This is a genomic window from Pseudomonas sp. St29 (assembly GCF_001547915.1).
Classification (GTDB): Bacteria; Pseudomonadota; Gammaproteobacteria; order Pseudomonadales; family Pseudomonadaceae; genus Aquipseudomonas.
Genome location: NZ_AP014628.1, coordinates 6,226,773 through 6,253,258, shown reverse-complemented (window position 1 = coordinate 6,253,258; position 26,486 = coordinate 6,226,773). Strand labels below are relative to the sequence as shown.

20 protein-coding genes are annotated in these 26,486 nt (G+C 64.5%); 14 read left to right on the top strand and 6 right to left on the bottom strand.

The window, feature by feature from the left end; translation table 11 throughout:
• Positions 1-505 precede the first annotated feature (505 nt).
• The 3 genes from PST29_RS27905 (at position 506) to PST29_RS27895 (ending at position 7,269) form a co-directional block, all read left to right on the top strand.
• A complete protein-coding gene (locus PST29_RS27905) occupies positions 506-3,958 on the top strand; it encodes a GMC oxidoreductase (RefSeq protein WP_060844826.1) in 3,453 nt (1,150 codons plus the stop codon).
• Positions 3,959-4,087: 129 nt separating this feature from the next.
• Positions 4,088-5,956, top strand: coding sequence for a hypothetical protein (locus PST29_RS27900; RefSeq protein WP_060844825.1), 1,869 nt, complete (start codon positions 4,088-4,090; stop codon positions 5,954-5,956).
• 47 nt (positions 5,957-6,003) lie between these two features.
• Complete coding sequence (locus tag PST29_RS27895) at positions 6,004-7,269, top strand: metallophosphoesterase family protein (RefSeq protein WP_060844824.1); 1,266 nt, start codon at positions 6,004-6,006, stop codon at positions 7,267-7,269.
• Positions 7,270-7,456: 187 nt separating this feature from the next.
• Here PST29_RS27895 and gbcA read toward each other — a convergent pair whose 3' ends face one another.
• Positions 7,457-8,752, bottom strand: a complete 1,296-nt coding sequence (gene gbcA / locus PST29_RS27890) for a glycine-betaine demethylase subunit GbcA (RefSeq protein WP_060841446.1) — start codon at positions 8,750-8,752, stop codon at positions 7,457-7,459.
• Between the two features lie 290 nt (positions 8,753-9,042).
• On the opposite strand from gbcA, the gene gbcB reads away from it, so the two are divergent.
• On the top strand, positions 9,043-10,143 hold the full coding sequence (gbcB, locus tag PST29_RS27885; protein WP_060841445.1) for a glycine-betaine demethylase subunit GbcB: 1,101 nt from the start codon (positions 9,043-9,045) through the stop codon (positions 10,141-10,143).
• A 56-nt stretch (positions 10,144-10,199) separates the two neighbouring features.
• Here gbcB and PST29_RS27880 read toward each other — a convergent pair whose 3' ends face one another.
• The 3 genes from PST29_RS27880 to PST29_RS27870 form a co-directional block, all read right to left on the bottom strand.
• Positions 10,200-11,024, bottom strand: a complete 825-nt coding sequence (locus tag PST29_RS27880) for a nitrilase-related carbon-nitrogen hydrolase (protein ID WP_060844823.1) — start codon at positions 11,022-11,024, stop codon at positions 10,200-10,202.
• Positions 11,021-12,466: a purine-cytosine permease family protein gene (locus tag PST29_RS27875; RefSeq protein ID WP_060841443.1), complete on the bottom strand. Its 1,446-nt coding sequence runs from the start codon at positions 12,464-12,466 to the stop codon at positions 11,021-11,023. The genes PST29_RS27880 and PST29_RS27875 overlap by 4 nt, the downstream gene beginning before the upstream one ends.
• A 458-nt stretch (positions 12,467-12,924) precedes the next feature.
• Positions 12,925-13,965 carry a threonine aldolase family protein gene (locus PST29_RS27870; RefSeq protein ID WP_060841442.1) on the bottom strand — a complete coding sequence of 347 codons (1,041 nt, stop codon included), beginning with the start codon at positions 13,963-13,965 and terminating at the stop codon, positions 12,925-12,927.
• Positions 13,966-14,065: 100 nt separating this feature from the next.
• Here PST29_RS27870 and PST29_RS27865 point away from each other — a divergent pair, with 100 nt between their 5' ends.
• From PST29_RS27865 to fdhA, 8 genes are all read left to right on the top strand, one after another.
• Positions 14,066-14,806, top strand: a complete 741-nt coding sequence (locus PST29_RS27865) for a TraX family protein (protein ID WP_060844822.1) — start codon at positions 14,066-14,068, stop codon at positions 14,804-14,806.
• Between the two features lie 393 nt (positions 14,807-15,199).
• Positions 15,200-16,453 carry a serine hydroxymethyltransferase gene (locus PST29_RS27860; protein WP_047306418.1) on the top strand — a complete coding sequence of 418 codons (1,254 nt, stop codon included), beginning with the start codon at positions 15,200-15,202 and terminating at the stop codon, positions 16,451-16,453.
• Between the two features lie 23 nt (positions 16,454-16,476).
• Positions 16,477-17,727 carry a sarcosine oxidase subunit beta family protein gene (locus PST29_RS27855; RefSeq protein WP_060841439.1) on the top strand — a complete coding sequence of 417 codons (1,251 nt, stop codon included), beginning with the start codon at positions 16,477-16,479 and terminating at the stop codon, positions 17,725-17,727.
• Between the two features lie 14 nt (positions 17,728-17,741).
• Positions 17,742-18,044, top strand: a complete 303-nt coding sequence (locus PST29_RS27850; protein ID WP_011063902.1) for a sarcosine oxidase subunit delta — start codon at positions 17,742-17,744, stop codon at positions 18,042-18,044.
• Entirely contained in the window at positions 18,041-21,058 is a 3,018-nt protein-coding gene (locus PST29_RS27845) for a sarcosine oxidase subunit alpha (protein ID WP_060844821.1), read from the top strand. The genes PST29_RS27850 and PST29_RS27845 overlap by 4 nt, the downstream gene beginning before the upstream one ends.
• 133 nt (positions 21,059-21,191) lie before the next feature.
• A complete protein-coding gene (locus tag PST29_RS27840; RefSeq protein WP_016964293.1) occupies positions 21,192-21,824 on the top strand; it encodes a sarcosine oxidase subunit gamma in 633 nt (210 codons plus the stop codon).
• 156 nt (positions 21,825-21,980) lie between these two features.
• Complete coding sequence (gene purU / locus PST29_RS27835) at positions 21,981-22,838, top strand: formyltetrahydrofolate deformylase (protein WP_060841437.1); 858 nt, start codon at positions 21,981-21,983, stop codon at positions 22,836-22,838.
• A gap of 184 nt (positions 22,839-23,022) precedes the next feature.
• Positions 23,023-24,222 carry a formaldehyde dehydrogenase, glutathione-independent gene (gene fdhA, locus PST29_RS27830; RefSeq protein WP_047289632.1) on the top strand — a complete coding sequence of 400 codons (1,200 nt, stop codon included), beginning with the start codon at positions 23,023-23,025 and terminating at the stop codon, positions 24,220-24,222.
• A gap of 236 nt (positions 24,223-24,458) precedes the next feature.
• Here fdhA and PST29_RS27825 read toward each other — a convergent pair whose 3' ends face one another.
• Positions 24,459-24,731: a hypothetical protein gene (locus PST29_RS27825; protein WP_047306413.1), complete on the bottom strand. Its 273-nt coding sequence runs from the start codon at positions 24,729-24,731 to the stop codon at positions 24,459-24,461.
• A gap of 451 nt (positions 24,732-25,182) precedes the next feature.
• Between PST29_RS27825 and PST29_RS27820 the strand changes: the two genes are divergently transcribed.
• Both PST29_RS27820 and PST29_RS27815 read left to right on the top strand, forming a co-directional pair.
• Complete coding sequence (locus PST29_RS27820) at positions 25,183-25,473, top strand: type II toxin-antitoxin system RelB/DinJ family antitoxin (RefSeq protein WP_060841436.1); 291 nt, start codon at positions 25,183-25,185, stop codon at positions 25,471-25,473.
• Positions 25,433-25,753: a type II toxin-antitoxin system YafQ family toxin gene (locus PST29_RS27815; protein WP_232513184.1), complete on the top strand. Its 321-nt coding sequence runs from the start codon at positions 25,433-25,435 to the stop codon at positions 25,751-25,753. Before PST29_RS27820 ends, PST29_RS27815 begins: the two co-directional genes overlap by 41 nt.
• A gap of 62 nt (positions 25,754-25,815) precedes the next feature.
• Here PST29_RS27815 and PST29_RS27810 read toward each other — a convergent pair whose 3' ends face one another.
• Positions 25,816-26,379 (bottom strand): hypothetical protein, encoded by a 564-nt coding sequence (locus tag PST29_RS27810; RefSeq protein WP_060844819.1) that lies wholly within the window; start codon positions 26,377-26,379, stop codon positions 25,816-25,818.
• Between the last annotated feature and the right edge of the window lie 107 nt (positions 26,380-26,486).

Sequence of the window (26,486 nt, the reverse complement as noted above, 5' to 3'; positions counted from 1 at the left end):
GATTCTGCATAAGTCACGGTTTTTATTGCCATTGGCCGACGAACTATCCCCACCCCCGGTGCACTTGCCCACAGTTGCTGTGGGTCAAGGTGTGGATAAGGTGTTCGCCAACGGCTGGACCCCTTGTGATTCATAGCGTGCCCGGCAATAGGTCAAATTTCATACAGTTCTAAGGGCTTTCTTGACACTGGCAATGGGCCTGTCTTCACTGATGCTTCAAGGACTTAGCGGCAACTTATCCACATCCGGCTCAGGGAGCGCAGGCAATGGATTGTCGTTCATCGCAGGTTTATCCGACCGGGGCCCCCCTCCCTAGACGTACCCGTCGCCGTGCCGCCAACCAGCGCGCACGCCTATAGCCCTGCCCTGCGCTTTGTTCCGTCACTGACTGCACTGCTGATGTTTCAGGCGCCTGGGCCTGCCTGTGCGGCTGCCTGCGCGTCAACGGATGCACCCATTAGAGGCAACCCACGAGTTGCCCCATCTGCCTGAGAGGAACTCCGCCATGACTCGGATCGCGACCCCCATCAGCGAGATCCAGGAACACTACGACGTGATCGTCATCGGCTCCGGCTATGGCGGGGGCATTGCCGCCTCCCGACTGTCCCGGGCCGGGCGCCGCGTCTGCCTGCTGGAGCGGGGGCGGGAAATCCAGCCCGGCGAGTACCCCAACACCCTGGCCAGCGCCACCGAGGAGTTGCAGGTGCATGACCCCGAAGGTCATATCGGTTCGCGAACCGGGCTCTTCGATCTGCACGTCAACGCCCAGCAGAACGTGGTGGTGGGCTGTGGCCTGGGGGGCACTTCGCTGATCAACGCCAACGTCGCCCTGGAACCCGAATCCGGAGTCTTCGATGACCCGCGCTGGCCCCAGGCGGTGCGCGAACACCGTGACACCCTGCTCAAGGAAGGCTTCGCCCGGGCCCGGGAGATGCTCAAGCCCAATCCCTATCCGGAGTCGGCGCCGACCTTGCCCAAGCTGGTGGCTCACCGCAAATCCGCGGAGTTTCTCAAGCAGGGCTCGCACTTCTACAAGCCGCCGATCAACGTGACCTTCAACAAGCTGCCCAACAACCTCAACCATGTCGGGGTCGAGCAGTTGCCCTGCAATCACTGCGGCGACTGCGTCTCGGGCTGTAACAACAAGGCCAAGAACACCACCTTGATGAACTACCTGCCGGACGCCTGCAACCATGGCGCGCAGATTTTCTGCCAGGCCCAGGTGCGCTATCTGGAGCGTGACGGTGACGGCTGGATCGTGCACTTCCAGTACCTGGACAGCGGCCGCGAGAAGTTCTCGGCGCCGACCCTGTTCGTCAAGGCCGACATCGTCGTGCTCAGTGCCGGCACCCTGGGCTCCACGGAAATCCTCCTGCGTTCCCGGGCCAAGGGCCTGTCCACCTCGGCCCAGCTCGGCGAGCACATGAGCGGCAACGGCGACATCCTCGGCTTTGGGCACAACTGTGAGCAGACCATCAACGGCATCGGCTTCGGCACCCATTCGGCCAGTGAGCTCAAACCCGTGGGGCCGTGCATCACCTCCATCATCGACATGCGCACCGAAGGCGACTGGCGCAGCCGCATGGTGATCGAGGAGGGTTCGATTCCCGGTGCCCTGGGCCGGGCCATGGTGCCGAGCATGGCGCTGTTCGCCGGGACCCTGGGCAAGGCCACCGACAACAGCCTCAGCGGTCAGTTGGGCTACAAGGAGCGCGAGGCCGAAAGCTTTCTGCGCGGGCCCTACTACGGCGCCCTGCACAACATGCAGACCTACCTGATCATGAGCCACGACAACGGCCGCGGGCGCATGCTGCTCGATGACCAGGACCAGCTGCGCATCGACTGGCCGGGCGTTGGCGAGCAGCCCAATGTGGTCCTCGGCAACGAACGCCTGCAGCAGTGCACCAAGGCCCTGGGCGGGATCTGGGTGGAGAACCCGATCTGGACCCAGTTGCTCAAGCACAGCATCGTCTCGGTGCACCCGCTGGGGGGCTGCGTGATGGGCGAGGATGCCGGGCAGGGCGTGGTCAACCACAAGGGCCAGGTGTTTTGCGGCGCCAGCGGCAGCGATGTCTATCCCGGGTTGTATGTGGCCGACGGCGCGGTGATTCCGACGTCACTGGCGGTCAATCCGCTGCTGACCATCTCGGCGGTCAGCGAGCGCAACATGCGCCTGCTGGCTGAGGACCGCGGCTGGAAGATCGACTACCGCCTGCCCTCGGCGCCGAGCAAGGCGGTGCCGGCGCCGACCCTGGGCGTGCAGTTCACCGAAACCATGAAGGGCTACTTTTCCACCGACTTCACCCAGCCCCAGGGCACCGATCTGGCGCTTTACCAGGCAGCGGCCCAGCGCGGAGAAGCGCAGAACTCGCCCATCGAATTCACCCTGACCATCACCGCCGCCGACCTCGACCGGATGATCAAGGAACCCGAGCACGCCGCGACCCTGGTCGGCACCCTGAATGCCCCGCTGTTGTCGGCCCAGCCCCTGGTGGCCAGCCACGGCGTGTTCAACCTGTTCGAGGAGTACCAGGAGCAGGTTGGCGTGCGCCACATGAACTACGACATGCGCCTGAGTGCCGAGGACGGCAGCGAGTATTTCTTCAGCGCCTTTAAGACCGTGCCCGAGGATCACGGCGTGCTGAACATCTGGCCCGACACCAGCACCCTCTACGTGACCCTGTACCGCGGCCGGGACAAGAACGCTCCGGTGCTGGGCAGCGGGGTGATGCACATCCTGCCGGCGGACTTCGCCCGGCAGATGACCACCATGAAGGTGCTCAACGCGCGCAACGAACGCGAGCGCATCGAGGCCCTGGCGCGCTTTGGCAAGTTTTTCGCCGGGATTCTCTGGGAGAGCTACGGCGGGGTCTTCGCCGGGGACATCTACTTCAACCCCGATGCGCCGCCCCGGCTGAAACGCCCCCTGGACGCGCCGGTGCCGACCGTGCATTTCTTCCAGACCGAGGACCATGTGCACCTGCGCCTGACCCGTTATCAGGCCGGCAGCAAGGGCCCGGTGATGCTGGTGCACGGGCTGGGCGTGGGCTCCAACATCTTCTCCACCGACACCATCCAGACCAACCTGCTGGAGTACCTGTGCAAGCACGACTATGACGTCTGGCTCCTGGATTTCCGGGTCAGCATCCTGCTGCCGGCGAGCAAGCAGGAATGCAATGGCGACCAGATCGCCGCCTACGATTTCAAGGCCGCCATCGGCCAGATCAAGCAGGCGACCGGCGCCCGGGACGTGCAATGCGTGGTGCATTGCTATGGCGCCACGACCTTCTTCATGTCGCTGCTGGCGGGGCTGCAGGACGTGCGTTCGGTGGTCTGCTCGCAGATCGCCGCCGACACCGTGGTGGCCGCCGCCACCGGGATCAAGGCCGGGTTGCACCTGCCGGGCATGCTCGACGCCATCGGCATCAAGTCGCTGACGGCCTATGCCGACAGCAAGGAAAGCTGGTTCAACAAGCTCTACGACACGGCCCTCAACGGCTATGCCCGGCTTGAAGCCCAGGGTTACTGCACCAACCCGGTGTGCCACCGCATCACCTTCATGTACGCCTCGCTGTACCGCCACGACACCCTCAACCAGACCCTGCACGACAACCTGCACGAGCTGTTCGGCGCGTCCAACATCGAAACCTTCGAGCACCTGGCGCTGATCTGTCGCAAGGGCCACCTGGTGGACTTCAAGGGGCGCGACGTCTACATGCCGCATTTCGACCGGCTGAAGCTGCCCATCTGCTTCATCAGCGGCGCCGACAACCAGTGCTACCTGCCGCAAAGCACGCAGAAGACCTACGAGCGCCTGTGCCAGCTGCATGGTCCCGAGCTGTTCAGCCGCCATGTGGTGCCGGGTTACGGGCACATCGACTGCATTTTCGGCAAGAACGCGGTGGTGGATGTGTACCCGCTGATCCTTGCGCACCTGGACAAGACCGCCCTGGGCTGACCCTGGCCGGCCCGCGGCGCGGTTGCCGCAGGCTTGGGCCAGGTCAGGGAACAGGCAGCGCAGCAAGCACGCTTCGAGGCTGAGTGCAGGCTGCGGCGGCCGCTACACATGGATGCAGGGAAGGTTGAGATGAACGCTTATATCCGCTGGTTCCAACGCTTCATCTGGCTGGGCATCGCCATGAACATGGTGTTCGCCCTGCCGGCGCTGTTTGCCCCGGCGCTGCTGACCGCGGTGGTCGGCCTGCCGCCGGTGCTGTCCGATCCCTGGCTGGAAAACACCGGCATGCTGCTGGTGGGCATCAGCCTGTTCTACATGCCTTCGGGCTGCAACGCTCCGCGTTTCGTGGTGCATTCCTGGCTGTGCGTGCTGTCGCGGCTGATCGCCGTGGCGTTCTGGATCTACCTGATCAACACCAGCAACCAGTCCCAGGTGTTCGTGCCCATGCTGATGGGCGACCTCGGCATGTTCCTGGTGCTCGGCCTCCTGCTGTACCTGGGCAGTGCCCCGGCCAATCGGCCCTGGGCCCTGCTCTGTGCCGGGCTGCAGGCCTTGCGTGAACACTGGGCCGCCTGCTGGGCGCGCCACAGCTTTCGTGTCGGCGCCCTGGTGACGCTGCTGGTGCTGGGGTTTGTCGGCTACCAGACCTGGGTCAACATGCTGCGCGAGGTGCCGCAGCCGGTGGAAGCCTCCGACGAGGACCACTTCAAGTACGCCGCCATCGGCCTGGGCATCGAGGCGCGGATTCCCTACTACCTGTTTGCCGTGCTGCCACAGATGTGCCCGGAAAAACTGCCCCGGCCCGGCGGCTACGAAGTCTTCGGCTTCCTCTACGAGAACGGCCGGGACCTGCCGGTGGGCATGGCCAAGCGGCAGCTCGGCTACCCCACGGTGGAGCCCAACTGCGCCCTGTGCCACACCGGTGCCTACCGCGCCAGCGCCGGCGATGTGTCCCAGGTGGTGCCCACGGCGCCGGCCAACCTGATGCAGCTCCAGGCCTTCCAGTGGTTTGCCTACGATTGCGCCAGCGATCCGAAATTCACCGTGGATGCGCTGATGACCGCGATCAACGCCAAGTTCCAGCTGGGCTTCATCGAGCGCCTGTACAACCGCTACCTGATCATGCCCATGGCCAAGAGCGCGCTGCTCAAGCAGAAGCAGGCCTATGCCTGGCAGAAGCTGCGGCCGCCGCAAGGACCGGGGCGCACCGACACCTTCAACCCGACCAAGATGGTGGTGTTCGGTTTCCCCGACGACTCCACCATCGGCACCGTGGACCTGCCGCAGATCTGGAACCAGAAGCCCCGGGAGTCGATGTACCTGCACTGGGACGGCAACAACAACCAGATCCGCGAGCGCAACTACGCGGCGGCGATGGCCGTGGGCGCGACCCCGCAATCGGTGCTGCCCGAGAGCTTCAACCGGGTCACCAACTGGTTGCTGGGGCACAAGCCGCCGGCCTGGCCGTTCGCCCTCGATCAGGCCAAGGTGGCCCAGGGCAAGCCGCTGTGGGAAGCCAACTGCGCCGGTTGCCATGATTTCGGCAAGGCCGACACCGGCCAGGTCACCACCAATATCCAGGCGCTGGGCACCGATCCCCATCGCCTGGATTCCTTCACCACCGGGCTGGTCCAGGCCTTCCACGGCTTCAAGAAGCCGCCGTTCGACTTTGGCGCCTATCGCAAGACCCAGAGCTACAGCAACACCCCCACCGACGGCATCTGGCTGCGCGCGCCGTACCTGCACAACGGCTCGGTGCCCAGCCTCTGGGACCTGTTGCAGGCCCCGCAATTGCGGCCCCAGGTGTTCTACACCGGCTCGGATGTGTATGACCCGCAGAAGGTCGGCTTCGTCACCAGCGGCCCGACGCTGCAGGGCCCGGGCTCCTTCAAGTACGACACCCACCTGGAGGGCAACAGCAACAGCGGCCACCTGTATGGCACGCAGCTTTCAGAGCAGCAGAAGTGGCAACTGATCGAGTACATGAAGACCCTGTGACGCCCGTTCGGCGTTTGGGCAAAGGGACCATCAAGAGGGATGCCGACATGTCATTTGTGAGCAATCTGGAACACGAATACGAACAGGTGAAAGCCCGGGTCGACGGGCTGCTGGCCAGGCTCGACCTGGCCTGGAAAAAACTCCGTAGCCAGCTTGAGCCGGCGGAGCTGCAGGCGATCGTGCAACTGCTGCAGCGCGCCCATGACCAGGCGCAGTACGCCCTGATTCACGGCGACTTGCCCCCCGGTCAGGCGCCGGTGCCCTGGGAGTTGGCCCACGGCCTGTCGGTGCTGCACCTGGGCAACGCCAAGCCCCTGCCGCAAACGGTGGCCGAGCTGCAGACCCAGGTGATGAAGGACGGCACCCTGTTGGGTTGTCGCCAGTGGGAGCTACTGGACCTGCGCTGGAGCGAGGCACTGCTCAACTGGATCGAGAACCTGCGCAAGCACGCGCCCTTCGGCACCACCCCGGCGCTGATCGAGATGGCCGACAACGTGCTGCTGGACATGGCCGGGGACTGGGGCACCGGCTACTTCCAGCCCCATTCGGCGGCGCAGCGGGTGGCGGACCTGATCAAGCAGGACCAGGCGGATTTCACCGTCCACCTGGGAGATGTGTATTACGCCGGTACCGGCAGCGAAGAGAACGCCGACCTTGCCGATTGGCCCATGGGCCGCCAGGCGTCATTCAGCCTCAACTCCAACCATGAAATGTACAGCGGTGCCCATGGCTACTTTGCCGAAATCGCCGCACTGTTTCCCAAGCAGCAGGGCACCAGCTACTTCGCCCTGTTCAACAGCCACTGGCTGATCGTCGGCCTGGACAGCGCCTATGCCGCCGACGAAATGAACCTGTACATGGACGGCAACCTCAATCCCCCGCAGCAGCAATGGCTCAAGGACCTGGTGGCCAGCAAGGGCCAGGGGCGCAAGATCATGCTGCTCAGTCATCACCAAGGGCTGGACATCAGCGGCCAGCAGCAGACCGCGCTGTACAAGCAGGTGGTCGCGGCCCTGGGCCGGGTGCCGGACTACTGGTACTGGGGGCACCTGCACAATGGCATCTGCTATGCGCCCAAGGACGGCATGTACGGGCGCTGCATCGGCCACGGGGCGATTCCCTATGGCGTCACCCGCGAATTGAAAGGCAACCCTCAGGTGCTGTGGTCGGAAACCCTGTCGGCGGATGATCCGAACTACCCGCTGCGGGTACGCAACGGTTACGTGAGGGTGAAGCTGGATGGGGCGCAGATCAGCGAAGACTTCATTGGCGAGACCGGCGCGGTCAGTTGGTCACTGCCTCGAAGGCCCTGAAACCCCTGAAACCCCTGTAGCCGCTGCCGAGCCCGCGAGGCTGCGACAAGGTCCGCAGGACCTTGCTTGACGGTCTCCCGCCGGACCTCAAGCGTTCTCAAGCTCGCTACGCCGCAATCCCGCCCAACTGGTTCGCAGCCTGCGGCAGCGGCTACACAACCCTGTAGCCGCTGCCGAGCCTGGGGGGTCAGCCGGTGACCGGCACGCCCTTGAGGTAGGGCGCCGGTTCCGCGCCGAGGTTGCTCAGCATGCGCTCGCTGTACCAGTCGACGAAGTTGACCACGCCGAACTCGTAGGTCTTGGAGTACGGGCCCGGCTGGTAGGCGGTGGAGTTGATGCCGCGCTGGTTTTCTTCCGCCAGGCGCCGGTCCTGGTCGTTGGTGGCGTCCCACACCTGGCGCATGCGCTCGACGTCGTAATCGACACCTTCCACGGCATCCTTGTGCACCAGCCACTTGGTGGTGACCACGGTTTCCTGGGCGCTGATCGGCCACACGGTGAACACGATGATGTGGTCGCCCATGCAGTGGTTCCACGAATGCGGCAGGTGCAGGATGCGCATCGAGCCCAGGTCCGGGTTCTTGATCCGCCCCATCAGCTTGGCGCAGCCCTGCTTGCCGTCCATGGTCATGGACACGGTGCCCTTGAGCAGCGGCATGCGCACGATGCGGTTGCGCAGGCCGAAGCTGGCGTGGGCGTAAGGGATCTTCTCGGCTTCCCAGGCGGCGGCGGAGGCGGCCACGTGGTCCTTGAACGCCTGGTCGGCCCGCGGGTCGGTGACGTCGTCCCATTCCAGCAGGGTTTTCAGCAATTCGGGGTGCGAGCCGCCGCAGTGGTAGCACTCGCGGTTGTTCTCCAGCACCAGCTTCCAGTTGGCCTTTTCATGCAAGGTGGTCTGCACCGCCACCTTGGTGTTCTCCATGTCGTAGGGCTCCATGTAATGGGCCAGGGTCGCCAGGAAGTCGTCGATGGCCGGCGGGTTCTCGGCCAGGGAAATGAAGATGTAGCCGCCGGCGGTCTTCACGTTCACCGGTTTCAGGCCGTACTGCTTCATGTCGAAGTCGGCGCCCATCTCGGTGCCGGCGAACAGCAGGCGACCGTCCAGTTCGTAGGTCCACTGGTGGTAGTGGCAGACCAGCTTGGCGACCTTGCCCTTGTCGCTGGTGCACAGCCGCGAACCGCGGTGGCGGCAGACGTTGTGGAAGGCGTGGACCACGCCGTCGGCGCCGCGGATGACGATGATCGGGTTCTTGCCGATCTGCAGGGTGATGTAGTTGCCCTTGGTGGGGATCTCGCAGGTCATGCCGGCGATCAGCCATTCCTTCTGGAAGATCTCCTGCATGTCGATATCGAACAGCCTTTCATCGCAGTAGAAGGGCTGCGGCAGGGAGAAGGTCCGCTCGCGCTCCTGCAGCATCTGTGCAGTGGCCTTGCGTGCAGGTTCCAGTGGATCGCCCAAGCTCAGGGTTGCGGTGACGTCCATCGTTCAAGTCCTCATGGCCGTTCTGTGCGGCCGGCGAATTAAATAGTGGCTACGGTGGGTGCTACGCAAGTCACGAAAAATCGGTTGTCGTGTTTGAGGCGAGTGTGGGTCCGCGGGCGCCTTGAACCTTATCCATGGGCGACATGGCCCAATCTGTTCCCGACGCGCCAGCCCCGGCAGCTGGGGGCTGGTCGCGATAAGCATGTGAATGTCGCAGATAGGTAAATGGGCGCGAGAAGCCTTACGCAGAATCGCTGACAAGACGCCGACAGTCGGCCGTGGAGAACAGCATGTCCAACACCTTCCTCAACCCGGTAACCACCCAGACCTGGGCCAATGGCCGTCACATCGTCCGTTGCGTCAAAGTCATCCAGGAAACCTGGGACGTGCGGACCTTCTGCTTCATGGCCGACCAGCCGATCATGTTCTTCTTCAAGCCCGGGCAGTTCGTCACCCTGGAGCTGGAGATCGAAGGCCAGCCGGTGATGCGCTCCTACACCATTTCCAGCTCGCCGTCGGTGCCCTACAGCTTTTCGGTGACCATCAAGCGCGTGCCGGGGGGCAAGGTCTCCAACTGGCTGCACGACACCCTGCATGAAGGCCAGGAGCTGGCGGTGCACGGGCCAGTGGGGCTGTTCAACGCCATCGATTTCCCCAGCCCGAAAGTGCTTTACCTCAGCGGCGGCGTCGGCATCACCCCGGTGATGTCCATGGCGCGCTGGTTCTACGACACCAACGGCAACGTCGACATGGTGTTCATCCACAGCGCCCGCTCACCCAAGGACATCATTTACCACCGCGAGCTGGAGCACATGGCCTCGCGGATCGACAACTTCAGCCTGCACCTGATCTGCGAGAAACACGGCCTGGGCGAGCCCTGGGCCGGCTACCGCGGCTACCTGAACCACAAGATGCTGGAGCTGATGGCTCCGGACTTCCTGGAGCGGGAAGTGTTCTGCTGCGGACCGACGCCCTACATGAACGCGGTCAAGCGCCTGCTGGAAGCCGCCGGTTTCGACATGGCGCGCTACCACGAGGAATCCTTCGGCGCGACCCCGCCCGAAGCCCGGGCCGACGCCGTGGAACACGCCGAACAGGCGGCCGAGGCGCCGGAGCCGGACCTGGCCGATCTGCATCAGGTGGAGTTCACCGCCTCCGGCAAGAGCATCCGCGTGGCCCCGGGGGAAACCGTGCACGCCGCTGCGGCCAAGCTCGGCCTGATGATCCCCAAGGCCTGCGGCATGGGCATCTGCGGCACCTGCAAGGTGCTCAAGCTGGGCGGCGAAGTGGTGATGGAGCACAACGGCGGGATCACCGAGGAAGACGAAGCCGAAGGCTACATCCTGTCCTGCTGCAGCGTGCCCAAGGGCGACGTGCGAGTGGAATACTGATCCCGCTCTGGTGGTGAGTGAGCAAGCCGCTCACTCACCCCACGCGGGCCTTGCGCTCAATACAGCGCCGGGCGCCGATCCAGGTGCACATGGTTATGTTCACTGATGGACTTGTGCCAGGCCTGGGCCAGATCCAGCTCCGCCAGCAGCAACTGCTCGGCACTGTGCCGATCCTTGCCCGCCAGCGGATAGCCGTCGGCATCGACAATGGTCGAGCCGCCCACCCAGTCAACGTCGCGCTCCTGGCCACAGCGATCGCAAGCGGCAACGAACATCCGATTGACCGCCGCGTTGGCCTGTACCCGGATCATCTCCGCCGGGCGTTCGCTGGCCGGGCGCGGGCCGTCCGGCCAGTTCACCGGTGCACATAAAAGCGCTGCCCCGGCCAGGGCCGGCAGGCGCACCCATTCGGGAAACTCCAGGTCATAGCAGATCATCATGGCGATCGGCCCGAAGCGGGTGGGCACCACCGGTGGCGGTTCGTCGCCGGGGGTAAAGATCAGGTTTTCCTGATCCCACAGGTGGGCCTTGCGATACACCGTCAGCGTTCCTTCGGGCTCGATCAGCGCCGCGCTGTTGGCCACCCGTTCCTCATCCAGGCGCTCGCAGAAGCCGCCGACGATCACCACCTGCAGCTCTTCGGCCAGGGTTTTCCACAGGCTCAGGGTCGGTCCGTCGAGGGTTTCCGAGAGTGCCAGCGCTTCTTTCCGGTCGCGGAACACATAGCCGCTCTGCACCAGTTCCGGCAGCACCACCACCTGGGCGCCGCGGGCAGCGGCCTGGCGGATGGCCTCGGTGCTGAGGGTGCGGTTGTAGTCCAGATCGCCGATCCGTGGTGCCAGTTGTTGGCAGGCCACTTTCACAGAGCCCTGAGGAATCATTGCGCGCCTCCTTCCAGTTGCTGTTCGCTGGCCTGGATGGCCAGGCGTTCGGCTTCCAGGTCCAGGTTACGGGTCAGGCCCCAGTAGACCAGCCCGGCCACCGCCAGGCCAATCACGAAGGCAATGTCGGCGCCGCCCAGGGCCTGGGACAGCGGCCCCTGATAGAAGCTCAGGGACATGAACGGCACCATCGCCAGCAAGCCGAGGAAGTAGGCCAGCAACCCGGCGCTGGACCAGCGGCCATAGATGCCGGCGGGATTGAAGATGTGGCTGATGGCGTAATGGCCTTTGCGCACCAGGTAGAAGTCCGCCAGGTTGACCGCGGTCCAGGGCACCAGGAAGTACAGCATCAGCAGGACAAAGGTGTTGAAGCTGCCCAGGTAGCTTTCGGGGATGTTCATGGCGATCAGGAAGATCACCACCGCCACCAGCAGGATGCCGGTTACCCGGCTCTTGAGGTTGGGCTTGATCGACTTGAAACCGTCAATGGCGCTGATGCCGGTGAGCATGGCGCCGTAGCAGTTGACCGCCATGATGCCCACCAGTGCCGGCACCGCGATCAGCACGGTGAAGGTGCCGAAGCCGGGAATCAGGGTGTTGCCCACTTCGCGCACGCTGGCGATGGCGTCCGGCGAGGGCAGGGCGGACGCCAGGAAGGCCCCCAGGGACATCAGCCACAGGGCCGAGCCGGCGGCGCCCAGGTAGGTCCAGAAAATCACCTGGCGCGACGGCGTCTGGTGCGGCAGGTAGCGCGAATAGTCGGAGACGTACACCGAGTAGCTGATCTGGTAGCCGGCGGCGGCCGACAGCTGGATCAGGAACGCCGACCAGGAAAAATGCGCATCGGCCACGGCGGAGTCGGCCTGCAGGGTCAGCAGGGCGCTGACGGTGAGCACCGCGAACACGCTGATCATCACGTAGGTCAGCCAGCGCTGCACGGTGTGCAGCAGGTCATGGCCGACCACCGCGATCAGCACCGCCACGGCGATCATCAGGCTGTACCAGGGCGCCCGGGCCCCGGGAATCACCGTGTTGATGGCGTCGGTGGCGAGGATCACGTTGAACACGTTGAAGCCGATGTAGACGAACACCACCGCGGTGAACGGCACGATGGCGCCCCGCAGGCCGAACTGCGCGCGGGACTGGATCATCTGCGGCAGGCCCATGCGCGGCCCCTGGTTGGCGTGGAAGGCCATGCAGAAGGTGCCCAGGCACACGCCGATGACGATCGCCAGAATGGCATAGGGCAGGGCCAGGCCCAGGGCCGCGCCGGTGAAGCCGGTGACCATGGTGGTGAGCACGAAGTTGCCGGTGAACCAGAACGGTCCCTGGTGCCAGACCTTGCCGTGGCGCTCGTTGCGCGGCACGTAGTCGATGGAGCGAGTTTCGATCGCAAGGCCGGGAGACTGGGCCTTTTCGGTGACGCAAGACTGAGTCGTCATGGGTGGAGCCTTTGTTTTTATAGGTCGACCCCGGAGTCTCGGACAAAGGTGGCGGATGTTGAATCAGCAGGGGCAAATAATCAGTTCAGGAATTTGTGAACTGATGCTTTCGCTGGCCAGCCAGTTCCCGTGGAGGAGGGCGTGTCGTTGTAGGAGCCGGCTTGCCGGCGAAGGCGCCCGTGAGATCGGCGTCCGGGGGGCGGGCCTGTTCGCTGGCCAGCCAGCTCCTACGGGGCGAGAGGTGCGCTGGCTATTGTAGGAGCCGGCTTGCCGGCGAAGGCGCCTGTGAGACCGACGCCCGGGTTGCGGGCCTCTTCGCTGGCCAGCCAGCTCCTACGGGCGGGAGGTGCGCTGGCTATTGTAGGAGCCGGCTTGCCGGCGAAGGCGCCTGTGAGACCGACGCCCGGCTTGCGGGCCTCTTCGCTGGCCAGCCAGCTCCTACATGCGGAGGGGATGGGTCAGGCGCTCATCACGGTGCGGATGTCCGCTGCCAATTCGCGCACGCGTTCTTCTTCGGTGTCCCAGGAGCACATGAAGCGCGCGCCGCCCTTGCCGATGAAGGTGTAGAAGCGCCAGCCCCTGGCGGTCAGGGCGGCAATCGCCGGTTCCGAGAGTTGCAGGAACACGCCGTTGGCCTGCACCGGGAACATCAGCTCCACGCCAGGGATGTCGGCCACCAGCTGGGCCAGCAACTGTGCGCAGTGGTTGGCGTGGCGGGCGTGCTTGAGCCAGGCGTCGTTTTCCAGCAGGCCGACCCAGGGCGCCGAGAGAAAGCGCATTTTCGAGGCCAGCTGGCCGGCCTGTTTGCAGCGGTAGTCGAAGTCTTCCGCCAGCTTGTGGTTGAAGAACAGGATCGCTTCACCCACCGCCATGCCGTTTTTCGTGCCGCCAAAGCACAACACGTCGACGCCGGCCTTCCAGGTCAGCTCCGCCGGGGTGCAGCCCAGGAAGGCGCAGGCGTTGGAGAAGCGCGCGCCGTCCATGTGCAGGTTCAGCCCCAGTTCCTTGCAGGTGGCGCTGATGGCGCGGACTTCTTCCGGGGTGTAGACGCTGCCCACTTCGGTGGCCTGGGTCAGGGTCACCACCCGCGGCTTGGGATAGTGGATGTCCTGGCGCTTGAGGGCGATCTCGCGGATCGATTCAGGGGTCAGCTTGCCGTTCTGGGTGCCGGCGATCAGCAGCTTGGAACCGTTGGAGAAGAACTCCGGGGCGCCGCATTCGTCGGTTTCGACGTGGGCGGTTTCCGAGCAGATCACGCTGTGATAACTCTGGCACAGCGACGACAGGGCCAGGGAGTTGGCGGCGGTGCCGTTGAAGGCGAAGAACACTTCGCAGTCGGTTTCGAACAGTTTGCGGAAATGATCCGAGGCGCGAGCGGTCCACTGATCGTCGCCGTAAGCGCGCTCGTGGCCGTGGTTGGCCTGCTCCATGGCGGCCCAGGCTTCGGGGCAGATGCCGGAGTAGTTGTCGCTGGCGAATTGTTGGCTCTTGTCGGTCATGGCCGGCTCCGTGGTCGATGATGGTGCGCACTTTACCCAAGAATAATGGCTCAGCACACGCTCTGTTTATGCAGGAATAATGCAGGGCCCATAAGGATTTATGCGTGATGCGATGCTGAAAACCGACAACCGCCAGCGCGATGGGGCGCTGGATGCACTGAAGTGGCTGGCGCTGCTGAGCATGGTGCTGGATCACCTGCGGTATGTGGGCCTGAGCCTGGACTGGCTGTATGTGCCGGGGCGGCTGGCGTTTCCCTGGTTCTGTCTGGCCATGGCGGTGAATCTGACGCGCCTGAGTGAGCGTGCCGGACGCCCGACCGGGCAATGGCGTTACCTGGGCTGGCTGCTGCTGTTCAGCGCGCTGAGTGAGATTCCCTATCGGCTGTTCGTGCCTGATCCCGACACCTTGAATGTGCTGCCGACCCTGGCCCTGGGCTTGCTGGTGGCCCGGGGCTGGCAGCAGCCTCGGCGACTGGATCGGGGGCTCGGCCTGTTGGCCCTGGTCCTGGCTTTGGGGGGCAGTGAGTGGCTGATGTTTGGCGCCTTCGGGGTGTTGCTGCCACTGGCCCTGCTGCTGGTGCTGCGCCGCCCCTGGTATTTCAGCCTGCTGCCTGGAGCGCTATGCCTGGCGGCCAACCAATGGGAAACCTTGTTCCCGGCGGCGCGCCTGGGCAATCCGGTGGCGACCTGCGGTATTGCCGTTTGTCTGCTGGCGCCGTGGCTGGGAGTGATGCTGCTGCGAGTGTTGCGCGGCTGTACGGTGCCGGCGATGCGGCGCTGGGCCTACCTGCTGTACCCGGCGCACTTTCTCCTGCTGCTGGCCCTGCGCCAACTCCTGTAGCCGCTGCCGCAGGCTGCGAACGGCTTGGGCGGCATTGCGACGTAGCAGACGCGGCGATCTTGAGGGCGTAGAGGTGTGGCTGGAGATCGCCAGGCAAGGTCCTGCGGACCTTTGCGCAGCTTCGCAGGCTCAGCAGCGGCTACAGGGGCGGGCGCCTTTCGCCTGCGGCCCGGACCTGTGCTGCGCCGCAAGGTGTCGATCCAGAGCCTTCGCCCGGCTGTGGTCCGAGGCATTTATCTCCGTGCGCCAAGGCATGTCGTAAACGCACCTTTGCGTGGCGTCCATAGGCATTTGAGTTCCCCTTGCCGGTCATACCATCGCATCCAAAGGGCGCAGCTTTAAGGCTGGCCTCACCGAGACGAAAGGCGCAGCGCCGCCGCTGGGAGAGACGTGATGTTCAGCAAGCAAGACCAGATCCAGGGTTACGACGATGCACTGCTGGCGGCGATCAATGCCGAGGAACAACGCCAGGAAGATCACATCGAGCTGATCGCGTCGGAGAACTACACCAGCAAGCGGGTGATGCAGGCGCAAGGCAGCGGGCTGACCAACAAGTACGCCGAAGGCTACCCAGGCAAGCGCTACTACGGTGGCTGCGAGCATGTGGACAAGGTCGAGGCCCTGGCCATCGAGCGTGCCAAGCAGCTGTTCGGCGCCGATTACGCCAACGTCCAGCCGCACTCCGGTTCTTCCGCCAACAGCGCGGTGTACCTGGCCCTGCTGCAGGCCGGCGACACCATTCTCGGCATGAGCCTGGCCCATGGCGGTCACTTGACCCACGGCGCCAAGGTGTCGTCTTCGGGCAAGCTGTACAACGCCGTGCAGTACGGTATCGACACCACCACCGGGCTGATCGACTACGACGAAGTCGAGCGCCTGGCCGTGGAACATAAGCCGAAGATGATCGTCGCCGGCTTCTCGGCCTACTCCAAGACCCTGGACTTCCCGCGTTTCCGGCAGATCGCCGACAAGGTCGGGGCGCTGCTGTTCGTCGACATGGCCCACGTCGCCGGGCTGGTGGCCGCCGGTCTGTATCCCAACCCGCTGCCCTATGCCGACGTGGTCACCACCACCACCCACAAGACCCTGCGCGGTCCCCGTGGCGGCCTGATCCTGGCCAAGGCCAACGAAGAGATCGAGAAGAAACTCAACGCCGCGGTATTCCCCGGCGCTCAGGGCGGTCCGTTGATGCACGTGATCGCCGCCAAGGCGGTGTGCTTCAAGGAAGCGCTGGAGCCCGGGTTCAAGGCCTACCAGCAACAGGTGATCGACAACGCCCAGGCCATGGCCGGCGTATTTATCAAACGCGGCTACGATGTAGTGTCCGGTGGCACCGACAACCATCTGTTCCTGGTCAGCCTGATCCGTCAGGGCCTGACCGGCAAGGATGCCGACGCCGCCCTGGGCCGCGCCCACATCACCGTGAACAAGAACGCCGTGCCCAACGACCCGCAGTCGCCGTTTGTCACCTCCGGCCTGCGCATCGGCACCCCGGCGGTCACCACCCGCGGATTCAAGGTCACCCAGTGCACCGAGCTGGCGGGCTGGATCTGCGACATCCTCGACCACCTCGGCGATGCCGACGTCGAGGCCAATGTCGCGCGCCAGGTGGCAGCCCTGTGCGCTGATTTCCCGGTTTACCGCTGAGAGCCGCAACTGGAGCAATGACTATGCAACGCTATTCGGGCTTCGGCCTCTTCAAGCACTCTCTCAGCCACCATGAAAACTGGCAGCGCATGTGGCGCACGCCGACCCCGAAGAAGGTCTATGACGTGGTCATCGTCGGCGGTGGTGGGCATGGCCTGGCCACGGCCTACTACCTGGCCAAGGAACACGGCATCACCAACGTCGCGGTGGTGGAAAAAGGCTGGCTGGGCGGCGGCAACACCGCGCGCAACACCACCATCGTGCGTTCCAACTACCTGTGGGACGAGTCGGCGCAGCTCTACGAGCACGCCATGAAGCTGTGGGAAGGCCTGTCCCAGGACCTCAACTACAACGTGATGTTCTCCCAGCGCGGTGTCTACAACCTGTGCCACACCCTGCAGGACATCCGTGATTCCGAGCGTCGGGTCAGCGCCAACCGCCTCAACGGCATCGATGGCGAGCTGCTCAACACCCAGCAGGTGGCGGATGAGATCCCCTACCTGGATTGTTCGAAAAACACCCGTTATCCGATCCTCGGTGCCACGGTCCAGCGCCGTGGCGGCGTGGCCCGTCACGACGCCGTGGCCTGGGGCTTTGCCCGGGCTGCCGACGCCCTGGGCGTGGACCTGATCCAGCAGACCGAAGTCATCGGTTTTCGCAAGGAAAACGGCGTGTGCATTGGCGTCGAGACCAACAAGGGCTTTATCGGCGCCAAGCGCGTCGGTGTGGTCACCGCCGGTAACTCCGGGCACATGGCCAAGCTCGCGGGCTTCCGCCTGCCGATCGAGTCCCACCCGCTGCAAGCCCTGGTGTCGGAGCCGATCAAACCGATCATCGACAGCGTGATCATGTCCAACGCGGTGCACGGCTACATCAGCCAGTCGGACAAGGGCGACCTGGTGATCGGCGCCGGTATCGACGGCTGGGTCGGCTACGGCCAGCGCGGCTCCTACCCGGTGATCGAGCACACCATCCAGGCCATCGTCGAGATGTTCCCGATCCTTTCCCGAGTGCGCATGAACCGCCAGTGGGGCGGCATCGTCGACACCAGCCCGGATGCCTGCCCGATCATTTCCAAGACCCCGGTGCCGAACATGTTCTTCAACTGCGGTTGGGGCACCGGCGGCTTCAAGGCCACCCCGGGCTCGGGCAACGTGTTTGCCGCAAGCCTGGCCAAGGGCGAGATGCATCCATTGGCCGCCCCTTTCTCCATCGACCGTTTCCACAACGGTGCGCTGATCGACGAACACGGCGCTGCTGCGGTCGCCCACTAAAAGGACAACTCCCTATGTTGCATATCTTCTGTCCTCACTGCGGCGAGCTGCGCTCCGAAGAGGAATTCCATTCGTCCGGCCAGGCCCACATTCCCCGGCCCCTGGACCCCAACGCCTGCACCGACGAGGAGTGGGGCGACTACATGTTCTTCCGCGACAACCCCCGCGGCCTGCACCACGAGTTGTGGATTCACGCCGCCGGTTGCCGCCAGTACTTCAACGCCACCCGCGACACCGTGACCTACGAAATTCTTGAAACCTACAAGATAGGCACCAAACCGCAGTTCACCGCCAAGGCTGCTGGAGAGAAGGTATGAGCCAGACCAATCGCCTGTCCAACGGCGGACGCATCGACCGCAACAAAGTCATCACCTTCACCTTCAACGGCCAGAGCTACAAAGGCTTTGAAGGCGACACCCTGGCCTCGGCCCTGCTGGCCAACGGCGTGGACATCATCGGTCGCAGCTTCAAGTACTCCCGGCCTCGGGGCATCTTCGCCGCGGGCTGCGAAGAGCCCAACGCGGTGCTGCAGATCGGCGCCACCGAAGCCACCCAGATTCCCAACGTGCGCGCCACCCAACAGGCGCTGTACCAGGGCCTGGTGGCCACCAGCACCAACGGCTGGCCCAGCGTCAACAACGACATGATGGGGATTCTCGGCAAGGTCGGCGGCAAGCTGATGCCGCCGGGCTTCTACTACAAAACCTTCATGTACCCGCAATCGTTCTGGATGACCTACGAGAAGTACATCCGCAAGGCGGCGGGCCTCGGTCGCTCGCCCACCGAGAACGATCCGGACACCTACGACAACATGAACCAGCACTGCGACGTGCTGATCGTCGGCGCCGGCCCGGCCGGCCTCGCCGCCGCCCTGGCCGCTGCCCGCAGCGGCGCCCGGGTGATCCTCGCCGATGAGCAGGAAGAGTTCGGCGGCAGCCTGCTGGACAGTCGCGAAAGCCTGGACGGCAAGCCGGCGGTGGAGTGGGTGGCCAGTGTGGTCGCCGAGCTCAAGTCGCTGCCGGACGTGTTGCTGCTGCCACGGGCCACGGTCAACGGCTACCACGACCATAACTTCCTGACCATCCACGAGCGCCTCACCGATCACCTCGGCGACCGCGCGCCGATCGGCCAGGTGCGCCAGCGTATCCACCGGGTCCGCGCCAAGCGCGTGGTGCTGGCCACCGGCGCCCATGAGCGGCCGCTGGTCTACGGCAACAACGACGTGCCGGGCAACATGCTGGCCGGCGCAGTGTCCACCTACGTGCGTCGCTACGGCGTGGCCCCGGGCAAGAAACTGGTGCTGTCCACCAACAACGACCACGCCTACCGCGTGGCCCTGGACTGGCTCGACGCCAGCCTGCAAGTGGTGGCCATCGCCGATGCGCGGCACAACCCCCGCGGCGCCCTGGTGGAAGAAGCCCGGGCCAAGGGCATCCGCATCCTCACTTCCAGTGCGGTGATCGAGGCCCGTGGCAGCAAGCACGTGACCGGCGCGCGCGTAGCGGCCATCGACGTCAAGGCGCACAAGGTCACCAGCCCCGGCGAATGGCTCGACTGCGACCTGATCGCCAGCTCCGGCGGCTACAGCCCGGTGGTGCACCTGGCCTCGCACCTGGGCGGCAAGCCGGTGTGGCGCGAAGACATCCTCGGTTTCGTGCCCGGTGAAGCACCGCAGAAGCGCGTGTGCGTCGGTGGCATCAACGGCGTCTACAGCCTCGGCGACACCCTGGCCGACGGTTTCGAAGGTGGCGTGCGCGCCGCCAGCGAAGCCGGGTTCCAGAGCGTTGAGGGCGTGTTGCCCAAAGCCCTGGCCCGCCTGGAAGAACCGACCCTGGCGCTGTTCCAGGTGCCCCATGAAAAAGGCACCGCTCGCGCGCCCAAGCAATTCGTCGACCTGCAGAACGACGTCACCGCCGCCGCCATCGAACTGGCGACCCGCGAGGGCTTCGAATCGGTGGAGCACGTCAAGCGCTACACTGCCCTGGGCTTCGGCACCGATCAGGGCAAGCTGGGCAACGTCAACGGTCTGGCCATCGCCGCTCGTTCGCTGAACGTCAGCATTCCGCAGATGGGCACCACCATGTTCCGCCCGAACTACACGCCGATCACCTTCGGCGCCGTGGCTGGGCGTCACTGCGGGCACATCTTCGAGCCGGTACGCTTCACCGCACTGCACGCCTGGCACGTGAAGAACGGCGCCGAATTCGAGGACGTCGGTCAGTGGAAGCGCCCTTGGTACTTCCCGAAAAACGGCGAAGACCTGCATGCCGCGGTCAAGCGTGAATGCCTGGCGGTGCGCGACAGCGTCGGCCTGCTGGACGCCTCGACCCTGGGCAAGATCGACATCCAGGGCCCGGACGCCCGGGAGTTCCTCAACCGCATCTACACCAACGCCTGGACCAAGCTCGACGTGGGCAAGGCCCGCTACGGCCTGATGTGCAAGGAAGACGGCATGGTCTTCGACGACGGCGTGACCGCCTGTCTGGCCGACAACCACTTCCTGATGACCACCACCACCGGCGGCGCGGCGCGCGTGCTGCAGTGGCTGGAAATCTACCAGCAGACCGAATGGCCGGATCTCAAGGTGTACTTCACCTCGGTCACCGACCACTGGGCCACCATGACCCTGTCGGGCCCCAACAGCCGCAAGCTGCTGAGCGAAGTCACCGACATCGACCTGGACAAGGACGGCTTCCCGTTCATGACCTGGAAGGAAGGCCTGGTGGGCGGCGTGCCGGCGCGGGTGTTCCGTATCTCCTTCACCGGCGAGCTGTCCTACGAGGTCAACGTCCAGGCCGACTACGCCATGGGCGTGCTGGAGCAGATCGTCGAGGCTGGCAAGAAGTACAACCTGACCCCCTACGGCACCGAAACCATGCACGTGCTGCGGGCCGAGAAGGGTTTCATCATCGTTGGCCAGGACACCGACGGCTCGATGACCCCGGACGACCTGAACATGGGTTGGTGCGTGGGCCGGACCAAGCCGTTCTCGTGGATCGGCTGGCGCGGGATGAACCGTGAAGACTGCGTGCGCGAGGAGCGCAAGCAACTGGTGGGCCTCAAGCCGATCGACCCGACCCAGTGGCTGCCGGAAGGCGCGCAGCTGGTGTTCAACCCCAAGCAGGCGATCCCGATGAGCATGGTCGGTCACGTGACCTCCAGCTATGCCCACAACTCCCTGGGTTATTCCTTTGCCCTGGGCGTGGTCAAGGGCGGCCTCAAGCGCCTGGGCGAGCGAGTCTTCGCGCCCCTGGCCGATGGCCGGGTGATCGAGGCGGAAATCGTTTCCTCGGTGTTCTTCGACCCCAAAGGCGACCGCCAGAACATCTAAGGCACAACACGCCCATGTAGGAGCTGGCTTGCCAGCGAAGGCGGCCTCAAGGCTGCCACAAGGCCCAAGGGCCTCTTCGCCGGCGAGCCGGCTCCTACAGGGCGTTATCAACAGAATTCAGGACAGGTGCTCTATGACCGCAGTCAACGTTTACCAACAGCGCCCCACCACCGGGGCCAAGGCCGAGTCGCCCCTGCACCACGCCGACCTGCCGAGCCTGGTGGGCAAGGGCCGCAAGAACGCCGGTGTGATCCTGCGCGAGAAAAAACTCCTCGGTCACCTGACGATCCGTGGCGACGGCCACGACCCGGCCTTCGCCGCCGGGGTGCACAAGGCCCTGGGCATCGAATTGCCGGGCGCCCTGAGCGTGGTGGTCAAGGGCGAGAGCAGCCTGCAATGGCTGGGCCCGGATGAGTGGCTGCTGATCGTGCCCAGCGGCGAAGAATTCGCCGCCGAGCAGAACCTGCGCGCCGCCCTGGGCGACCTGCATATCCAGATCGTCAACGTCAGCGGCGGCCAGCAGATCCTCGAACTGTCCGGCCCCAACGTGCGCCAGGTGCTGATGAAGTCCACCAGCTACGACGTGCACCCCAACAACTTCCCGGTAGGCAAGGCCGTGGGCACGGTGTTCGCCAAGTCGCAACTGGTGATCCGCCGTACCGGCGAAGACACCTGGGAGCTGCTGGTACGCCGCAGCTTCTCCGATTACTGGTGGATGTGGCTGCAGGATGCCGCGGCCGAATATGGCCTGAGCGTCCAGGCCTGAACTCCGCTTGGCCTGGTAGGAGCGGGCTGGCTCGCGAACTCGCGAAGGATGGATTTCCCGGAAGACCTCAGCGCCCTTGGATTTTTCGCGAGCAAGCTCGCTCCTACAGAGAATCGACCGCGCTGCGGTTGCCCCAACGAACAGGAGTTACTGCCCATGAGCCGCGCCCCCGATACATGGATTCTCACCGCCGACTGCCCCAGCGTGCTCGGCACGGTGGACGCGGTGACCCGCTTTCTGTTCGAGCAGGGTTGCTACGTCACCGAGCACCACTCCTTCGATGACCGGCTCTCGGGTCGCTTCTTCATCCGCGTGGAATTTCGCCAGCCCGACGGCCTCGACGAACAGGGTTTTCGTCAGGGGCTGGCCGAGCGCGCCAAAGCCTTCGAAATGAACTTCGAGCTGACCGCGCCGCACTATCGGCCGAAGGTGGTGATCATGGTCTCCAAGGCCGATCACTGCCTCAACGACCTGCTCTATCGCCAGCGCATCGGCCAGTTGCCCATGGACGTGGTGGCGGTGGTGTCCAACCACCCGGACCTCAAGCCCCTGGCCGACTGGCACCAGATTCCCTACCACCACTTCCCCCTCGACCCCAACGACAAGCCGTCCCAGGAGCGACAGGTGTGGCAGGTGATCGAGGAGTCCGGCGCCGAACTGGTGATCCTTGCCCGCTACATGCAGGTGCTGTCGCCGGAGCTGTGCCGCAAGCTCGATGGCAAGGCGATCAATATCCATCACTCGCTGCTGCCGGGCTTCAAGGGCGCCAAGCCTTATCACCAGGCCTACAACAAGGGCGTGAAACTGGTGGGCGCCACCGCGCACTACATCAACAACGACCTGGACGAAGGCCCGATCATCGCCCAGGGCGTGGAGGTGGTGGACCACAGTTACTACCCTGAAGACCTGATCGCCAAGGGGCGCGACATCGAGGGCCTGACCCTGGCCCGGGCGGTGGGCTACCACATCGAGCGGCGGGTGTTCTTGAACGGCAACCGCACGGTGGTGCTCTGATGATTCTTGGGGCTGCTGCGCAGCCCTTCGCGAGCAAGCTCGCTCCTACAGGAGTCACGCCGTGTGGGAGCGAGCTTGCTCGCGAAAACGATTTTGAAAACGAAACAGCATCCGTACCCGAGCAATCCACGTGTTTCCCCCTTTGGGTAACGCGGTTCCATAACAACAACAGCGAGGTGAAAGCATGTCTGGTAATCGTGGTGTCGTGTATCTGGGCAGCGGCAAGGTCGAGGTACAGAAAATCGACTATCCAAAAATGCAGGACCCGCGCGGCAGGAAGATCGAGCACGGCGTCATCCTGCGCGTAGTCTCCACCAACATCTGCGGCTCGGACCAACACATGGTCCGCGGCCGTACCACCGCCCAGGTCGGCCTGGTCCTGGGTCATGAAATCACTGGCGAAGTGATCGAGAAGGGCAGCGACGTCGAGAACCTGAAGATCGGTGACCTGGTGTCGGTGCCGTTCAACGTCGCGTGCGGGCGCTGCCGTTCCTGCAAGGAACAGCACACCGGGGTCTGCCTGACCGTCAACCCGGCCCGCGCCGGTGGCGCCTACGGCTACGTCGACATGGGCGACTGGACCGGTGGCCAGGCCGAGTACGTGCTGGTGCCTTACGCCGACTTCAACCTGCTGAAACTGCCGGATCGCGACAAGGCCATGGAGAAGATCCGCGACCTGACCTGCCTCTCCGACATCCTGCCCACCGGCTATCACGGCGCCGTCACCGCCGGCGTTGGCCCGGGTAGCAGCGTCTACATCGCCGGTGCCGGCCCGGTCGGCCTGGCCGCCGCTGCGTCTGCGCGCCTGTTGGGGGCGGCGGTGGTGATCGTCGGCGACGTCAACCCGGTGCGCCTGGCCCACGCCAAGGCCCAGGGGTTTGAAATTGCCGACCTGTCCAAGGACACCCCGCTGCACGAACAGATCGCCGCCCTGCTGGGCGAGCCGGAAGTCGACTGCGCGGTGGACGCCGTGGGCTTCGAAGCCCGTGGCCACGGCCATGCCGGTGCCCAGCACGAGGCCCCGGCCACCGTGCTCAACTCGCTGATGGGCGTGGTGCGTGTGGCGGGCAAGATCGGTATTCCCGGCCTGTACGTCACCGAAGACCCGGGCGCGGTGGACGCCGCGGCGAAGATGGGCAGCCTGAGCATCCGCTTCGGCCTGGGCTGGGCCAAGTCCCACAGCTTCCACACCGGCCAGACCCCGGTGATGAAGTACAACCGCCAACTGATGCAGGCCATCATGTGGGACCGCATCAACATCGCCGAAGTGGTGGGCGTGCAAGTCATCAGCCTCGACGACGCCCCGCGCGGCTATGGCGAGTTCGATGCCGGCGTGCCGAAGAAATTCGTCATCGACCCGCACAAGCTGTTCAGCGCTGCCTGAGGATCGTCAGCCTTTGGCTTGAAGCCTGCCAATAACGAAAAACGCCGCCTTCTCTTGCCGAGAATGCGGCGTTTTTTCTGTGGCGAGGGAGCTTGCTCTCGCCCGGCCGGCGCCCCGGCGCGTAGCGGTCGTAAAACCTACTGCCGTGGCTTGTCAGGCTCACCGCGTAGACGCTACCGGGGGGCGCTGCGCACCCCAGCGGGAGCAAGCTCCCTCGCCACATCCAGCGGTTGCAGTCAGGCGATCAGCGTGGCGCGCAAGCGCCGTCCCAGCACATCCATCAGATCGCAGCCATCGCGCAGGGGAATGGCGCAGAGCTGGGCCAACTCCTGGGCCAGTACCGGGTCCTTGCCCAGCGCATCGCTCAAGGCCAGTTGCTCCAGCACCTGGGTCACGGCGCGGATACGGAAGGCGGCGGCTTCATGGAGCACATCCAGCGGCGCCTGGGTATCGATCAGTAGAGAGGGAATGTTGCAGTCGTGGCCGGTGATCGGCATGTAACGGTTCATTCGATAACACTCCTGTGTCGTCTTCCTGAATGCCGCCACTCATTTGTCGCCAAGCATTGGGTGGCAGCTGTACGCAGGTTGGCGAACCGGAGACACAAGAACCCGGCAGACCCGAAGGTCTCCCGCGCACAGCTGCCATAAAGCAACGGATGCGCATGCGCTCACGTTTTCCACTGTGCGCGGAAACCGTGTACGCCTTGTATCTGACGGGTCGCCAAACCCGGTCGCCATCTCGGCGACCGGCGGACTATAAGCCGCCGGCGCAGGGGCGGCAAGGCGTTGGGGGGTGGATGTCTTGCAGGAGGTTTCGTCTGCTGTGGCGTCGCTGAACGTGCACGAGGTCCTGTTCACGAGTCGGGTCCACTGAAATCGGTTGACCGAAAAAGGCAAAGCTCCCAGAATGCATTTCGTGGCCACAACGTAGCTACAAATAACTAATAGAGGTGATACCTTGGCTGCATTACTGAAAACCACTGATGTGCGTTGCCGCATAGACGAGGACTTGAAGGTGAGTGCTACTGCTGTGCTGGAAGCCTGCGGGCTGAGCCTCAGTGAGGCCATGCGCCTGTTCCTGCGTCAGGTTGTGGCCGTGCAGGGACTGCCTTTCGAAGTGCGTGTCCCATCGGAGAAAACCGCTCGTGCCATGGCGCAGGCGCGTGAGATTCGACGTCAGTACGATTCGATCGACGAGATGTTGAGGGATGCTGATGGCGAAGCCGGAGAAGAAGCAAAAGCGCGCTGAGCTGCCCAGGCAGTGCGCGCAAACAGCAGAGTTCAAGAAGTCATGGGAGCGCTACCAGCGCGCGGGGCGTCGCGATATGCACGAAGTGCGCAAGGTCATGGTGCTGCTGTTCCTGGGGGAGCCACTACCGGCCCAGTACCTCGATCATGCGCTGAAGGGGGAGTGGGACGGTTTCAGGGAGTGTCATATCGGTGGCGATTTTCTGCTGATTTATGACGTGGCCCGAGCCGGGCTGGTGACCTTTGTCGATCTTGGCAGCCATGCCGAGTTGTTCAGATAGTTCATACCGACTGAAAAGCCCGCCCATTGGCGGGCTTTTCGTTGCCTGCGAACCCGACTCGATCAATAGCCCCTGCCCGGGTAGTCGAACCAGTGTTCGCCTCTCAGGATTTCCTTTATGTCGGTCTCGGCCAGGATGCCTGGCGCATCCCGCTGGAAGCGTGAGCGCCACTGGGGCAGCCACCAGTAGTTCAGCGCCGTGCCTCTTGGTATCAGCACCAGGGTCAGGACGGGGCGGTCCATGGCCCCGCGCTGATACAGCTGGTGGCTGCGGTCCATGAGGTCCAGGTAGTAGTCGAGGGGCAGGGACAGCATCAGGGCCGTGGTGTGCACCTTTTCCGTCTGGGTTCGCTGTGGGTCCTGCAGCAGGTTCAGGGCTTCGCAGTAGTAACGCTCGGGTTGGCGGGCGAACGGCTGGGCCGCGGCAACGCCAAGAATGCCCAAGGCGCTGCCGTCGTCGCGCCAGTCGGCTCCCTGGCGGTCGCTGAAGTGCTGGCGGATAAAGCCGCTCAGGGGGCCCGGGGCCGTGTTGGCGCATTGGCTGCTATCAACCGGGGTGCCGATTCGCCAGAGCAAGACGGCGATTGCCAGGGCCAGCAGCAGGCCGCTGTAGAGCGCAGCTTTCATAAGAGTCCGTTCGGTGGATGGCGCCAGGCGAGGCGGGGGCTTGCATGGCAGGCAAGGGCCTGCCTGCAAGGACGCGGCGGGGGGCCTGGGCGCGGAGTTTACCCTGA

Coding starts and splice junctions, on each gene's coding strand:
- PST29_RS27905 (WP_060844826.1), top strand. CDS start 506: ATGACTCGGATCGCGACCCCCATCAGCGAGATCCAGGAACACTACGAC.
- PST29_RS27900 (WP_060844825.1), top strand. CDS start 4,088: ATGAACGCTTATATCCGCTGGTTCCAACGCTTCATCTGGCTGGGCATC.
- PST29_RS27895 (WP_060844824.1), top strand. CDS start 6,004: ATGTCATTTGTGAGCAATCTGGAACACGAATACGAACAGGTGAAAGCC.
- gbcA (WP_060841446.1), bottom strand. CDS start 8,752: ATGGACGTCACCGCAACCCTGAGCTTGGGCGATCCACTGGAACCTGCA.
- gbcB (WP_060841445.1), top strand. CDS start 9,043: ATGTCCAACACCTTCCTCAACCCGGTAACCACCCAGACCTGGGCCAAT.
- PST29_RS27880 (WP_060844823.1), bottom strand. CDS start 11,024: ATGATTCCTCAGGGCTCTGTGAAAGTGGCCTGCCAACAACTGGCACCA.
- PST29_RS27875 (WP_060841443.1), bottom strand. CDS start 12,466: ATGACGACTCAGTCTTGCGTCACCGAAAAGGCCCAGTCTCCCGGCCTT.
- PST29_RS27870 (WP_060841442.1), bottom strand. CDS start 13,965: ATGACCGACAAGAGCCAACAATTCGCCAGCGACAACTACTCCGGCATC.
- PST29_RS27865 (WP_060844822.1), top strand. CDS start 14,066: ATGCGTGATGCGATGCTGAAAACCGACAACCGCCAGCGCGATGGGGCG.
- PST29_RS27860 (WP_047306418.1), top strand. CDS start 15,200: ATGTTCAGCAAGCAAGACCAGATCCAGGGTTACGACGATGCACTGCTG.
- PST29_RS27855 (WP_060841439.1), top strand. CDS start 16,477: ATGCAACGCTATTCGGGCTTCGGCCTCTTCAAGCACTCTCTCAGCCAC.
- PST29_RS27850 (WP_011063902.1), top strand. CDS start 17,742: ATGTTGCATATCTTCTGTCCTCACTGCGGCGAGCTGCGCTCCGAAGAG.
- PST29_RS27845 (WP_060844821.1), top strand. CDS start 18,041: ATGAGCCAGACCAATCGCCTGTCCAACGGCGGACGCATCGACCGCAAC.
- PST29_RS27840 (WP_016964293.1), top strand. CDS start 21,192: ATGACCGCAGTCAACGTTTACCAACAGCGCCCCACCACCGGGGCCAAG.
- purU (WP_060841437.1), top strand. CDS start 21,981: ATGAGCCGCGCCCCCGATACATGGATTCTCACCGCCGACTGCCCCAGC.
- fdhA (WP_047289632.1), top strand. CDS start 23,023: ATGTCTGGTAATCGTGGTGTCGTGTATCTGGGCAGCGGCAAGGTCGAG.
- PST29_RS27825 (WP_047306413.1), bottom strand. CDS start 24,731: ATGAACCGTTACATGCCGATCACCGGCCACGACTGCAACATTCCCTCT.
- PST29_RS27815 (WP_232513184.1), top strand. CDS start 25,433: ATGCTGATGGCGAAGCCGGAGAAGAAGCAAAAGCGCGCTGAGCTGCCC.
- PST29_RS27810 (WP_060844819.1), bottom strand. CDS start 26,379: ATGAAAGCTGCGCTCTACAGCGGCCTGCTGCTGGCCCTGGCAATCGCC.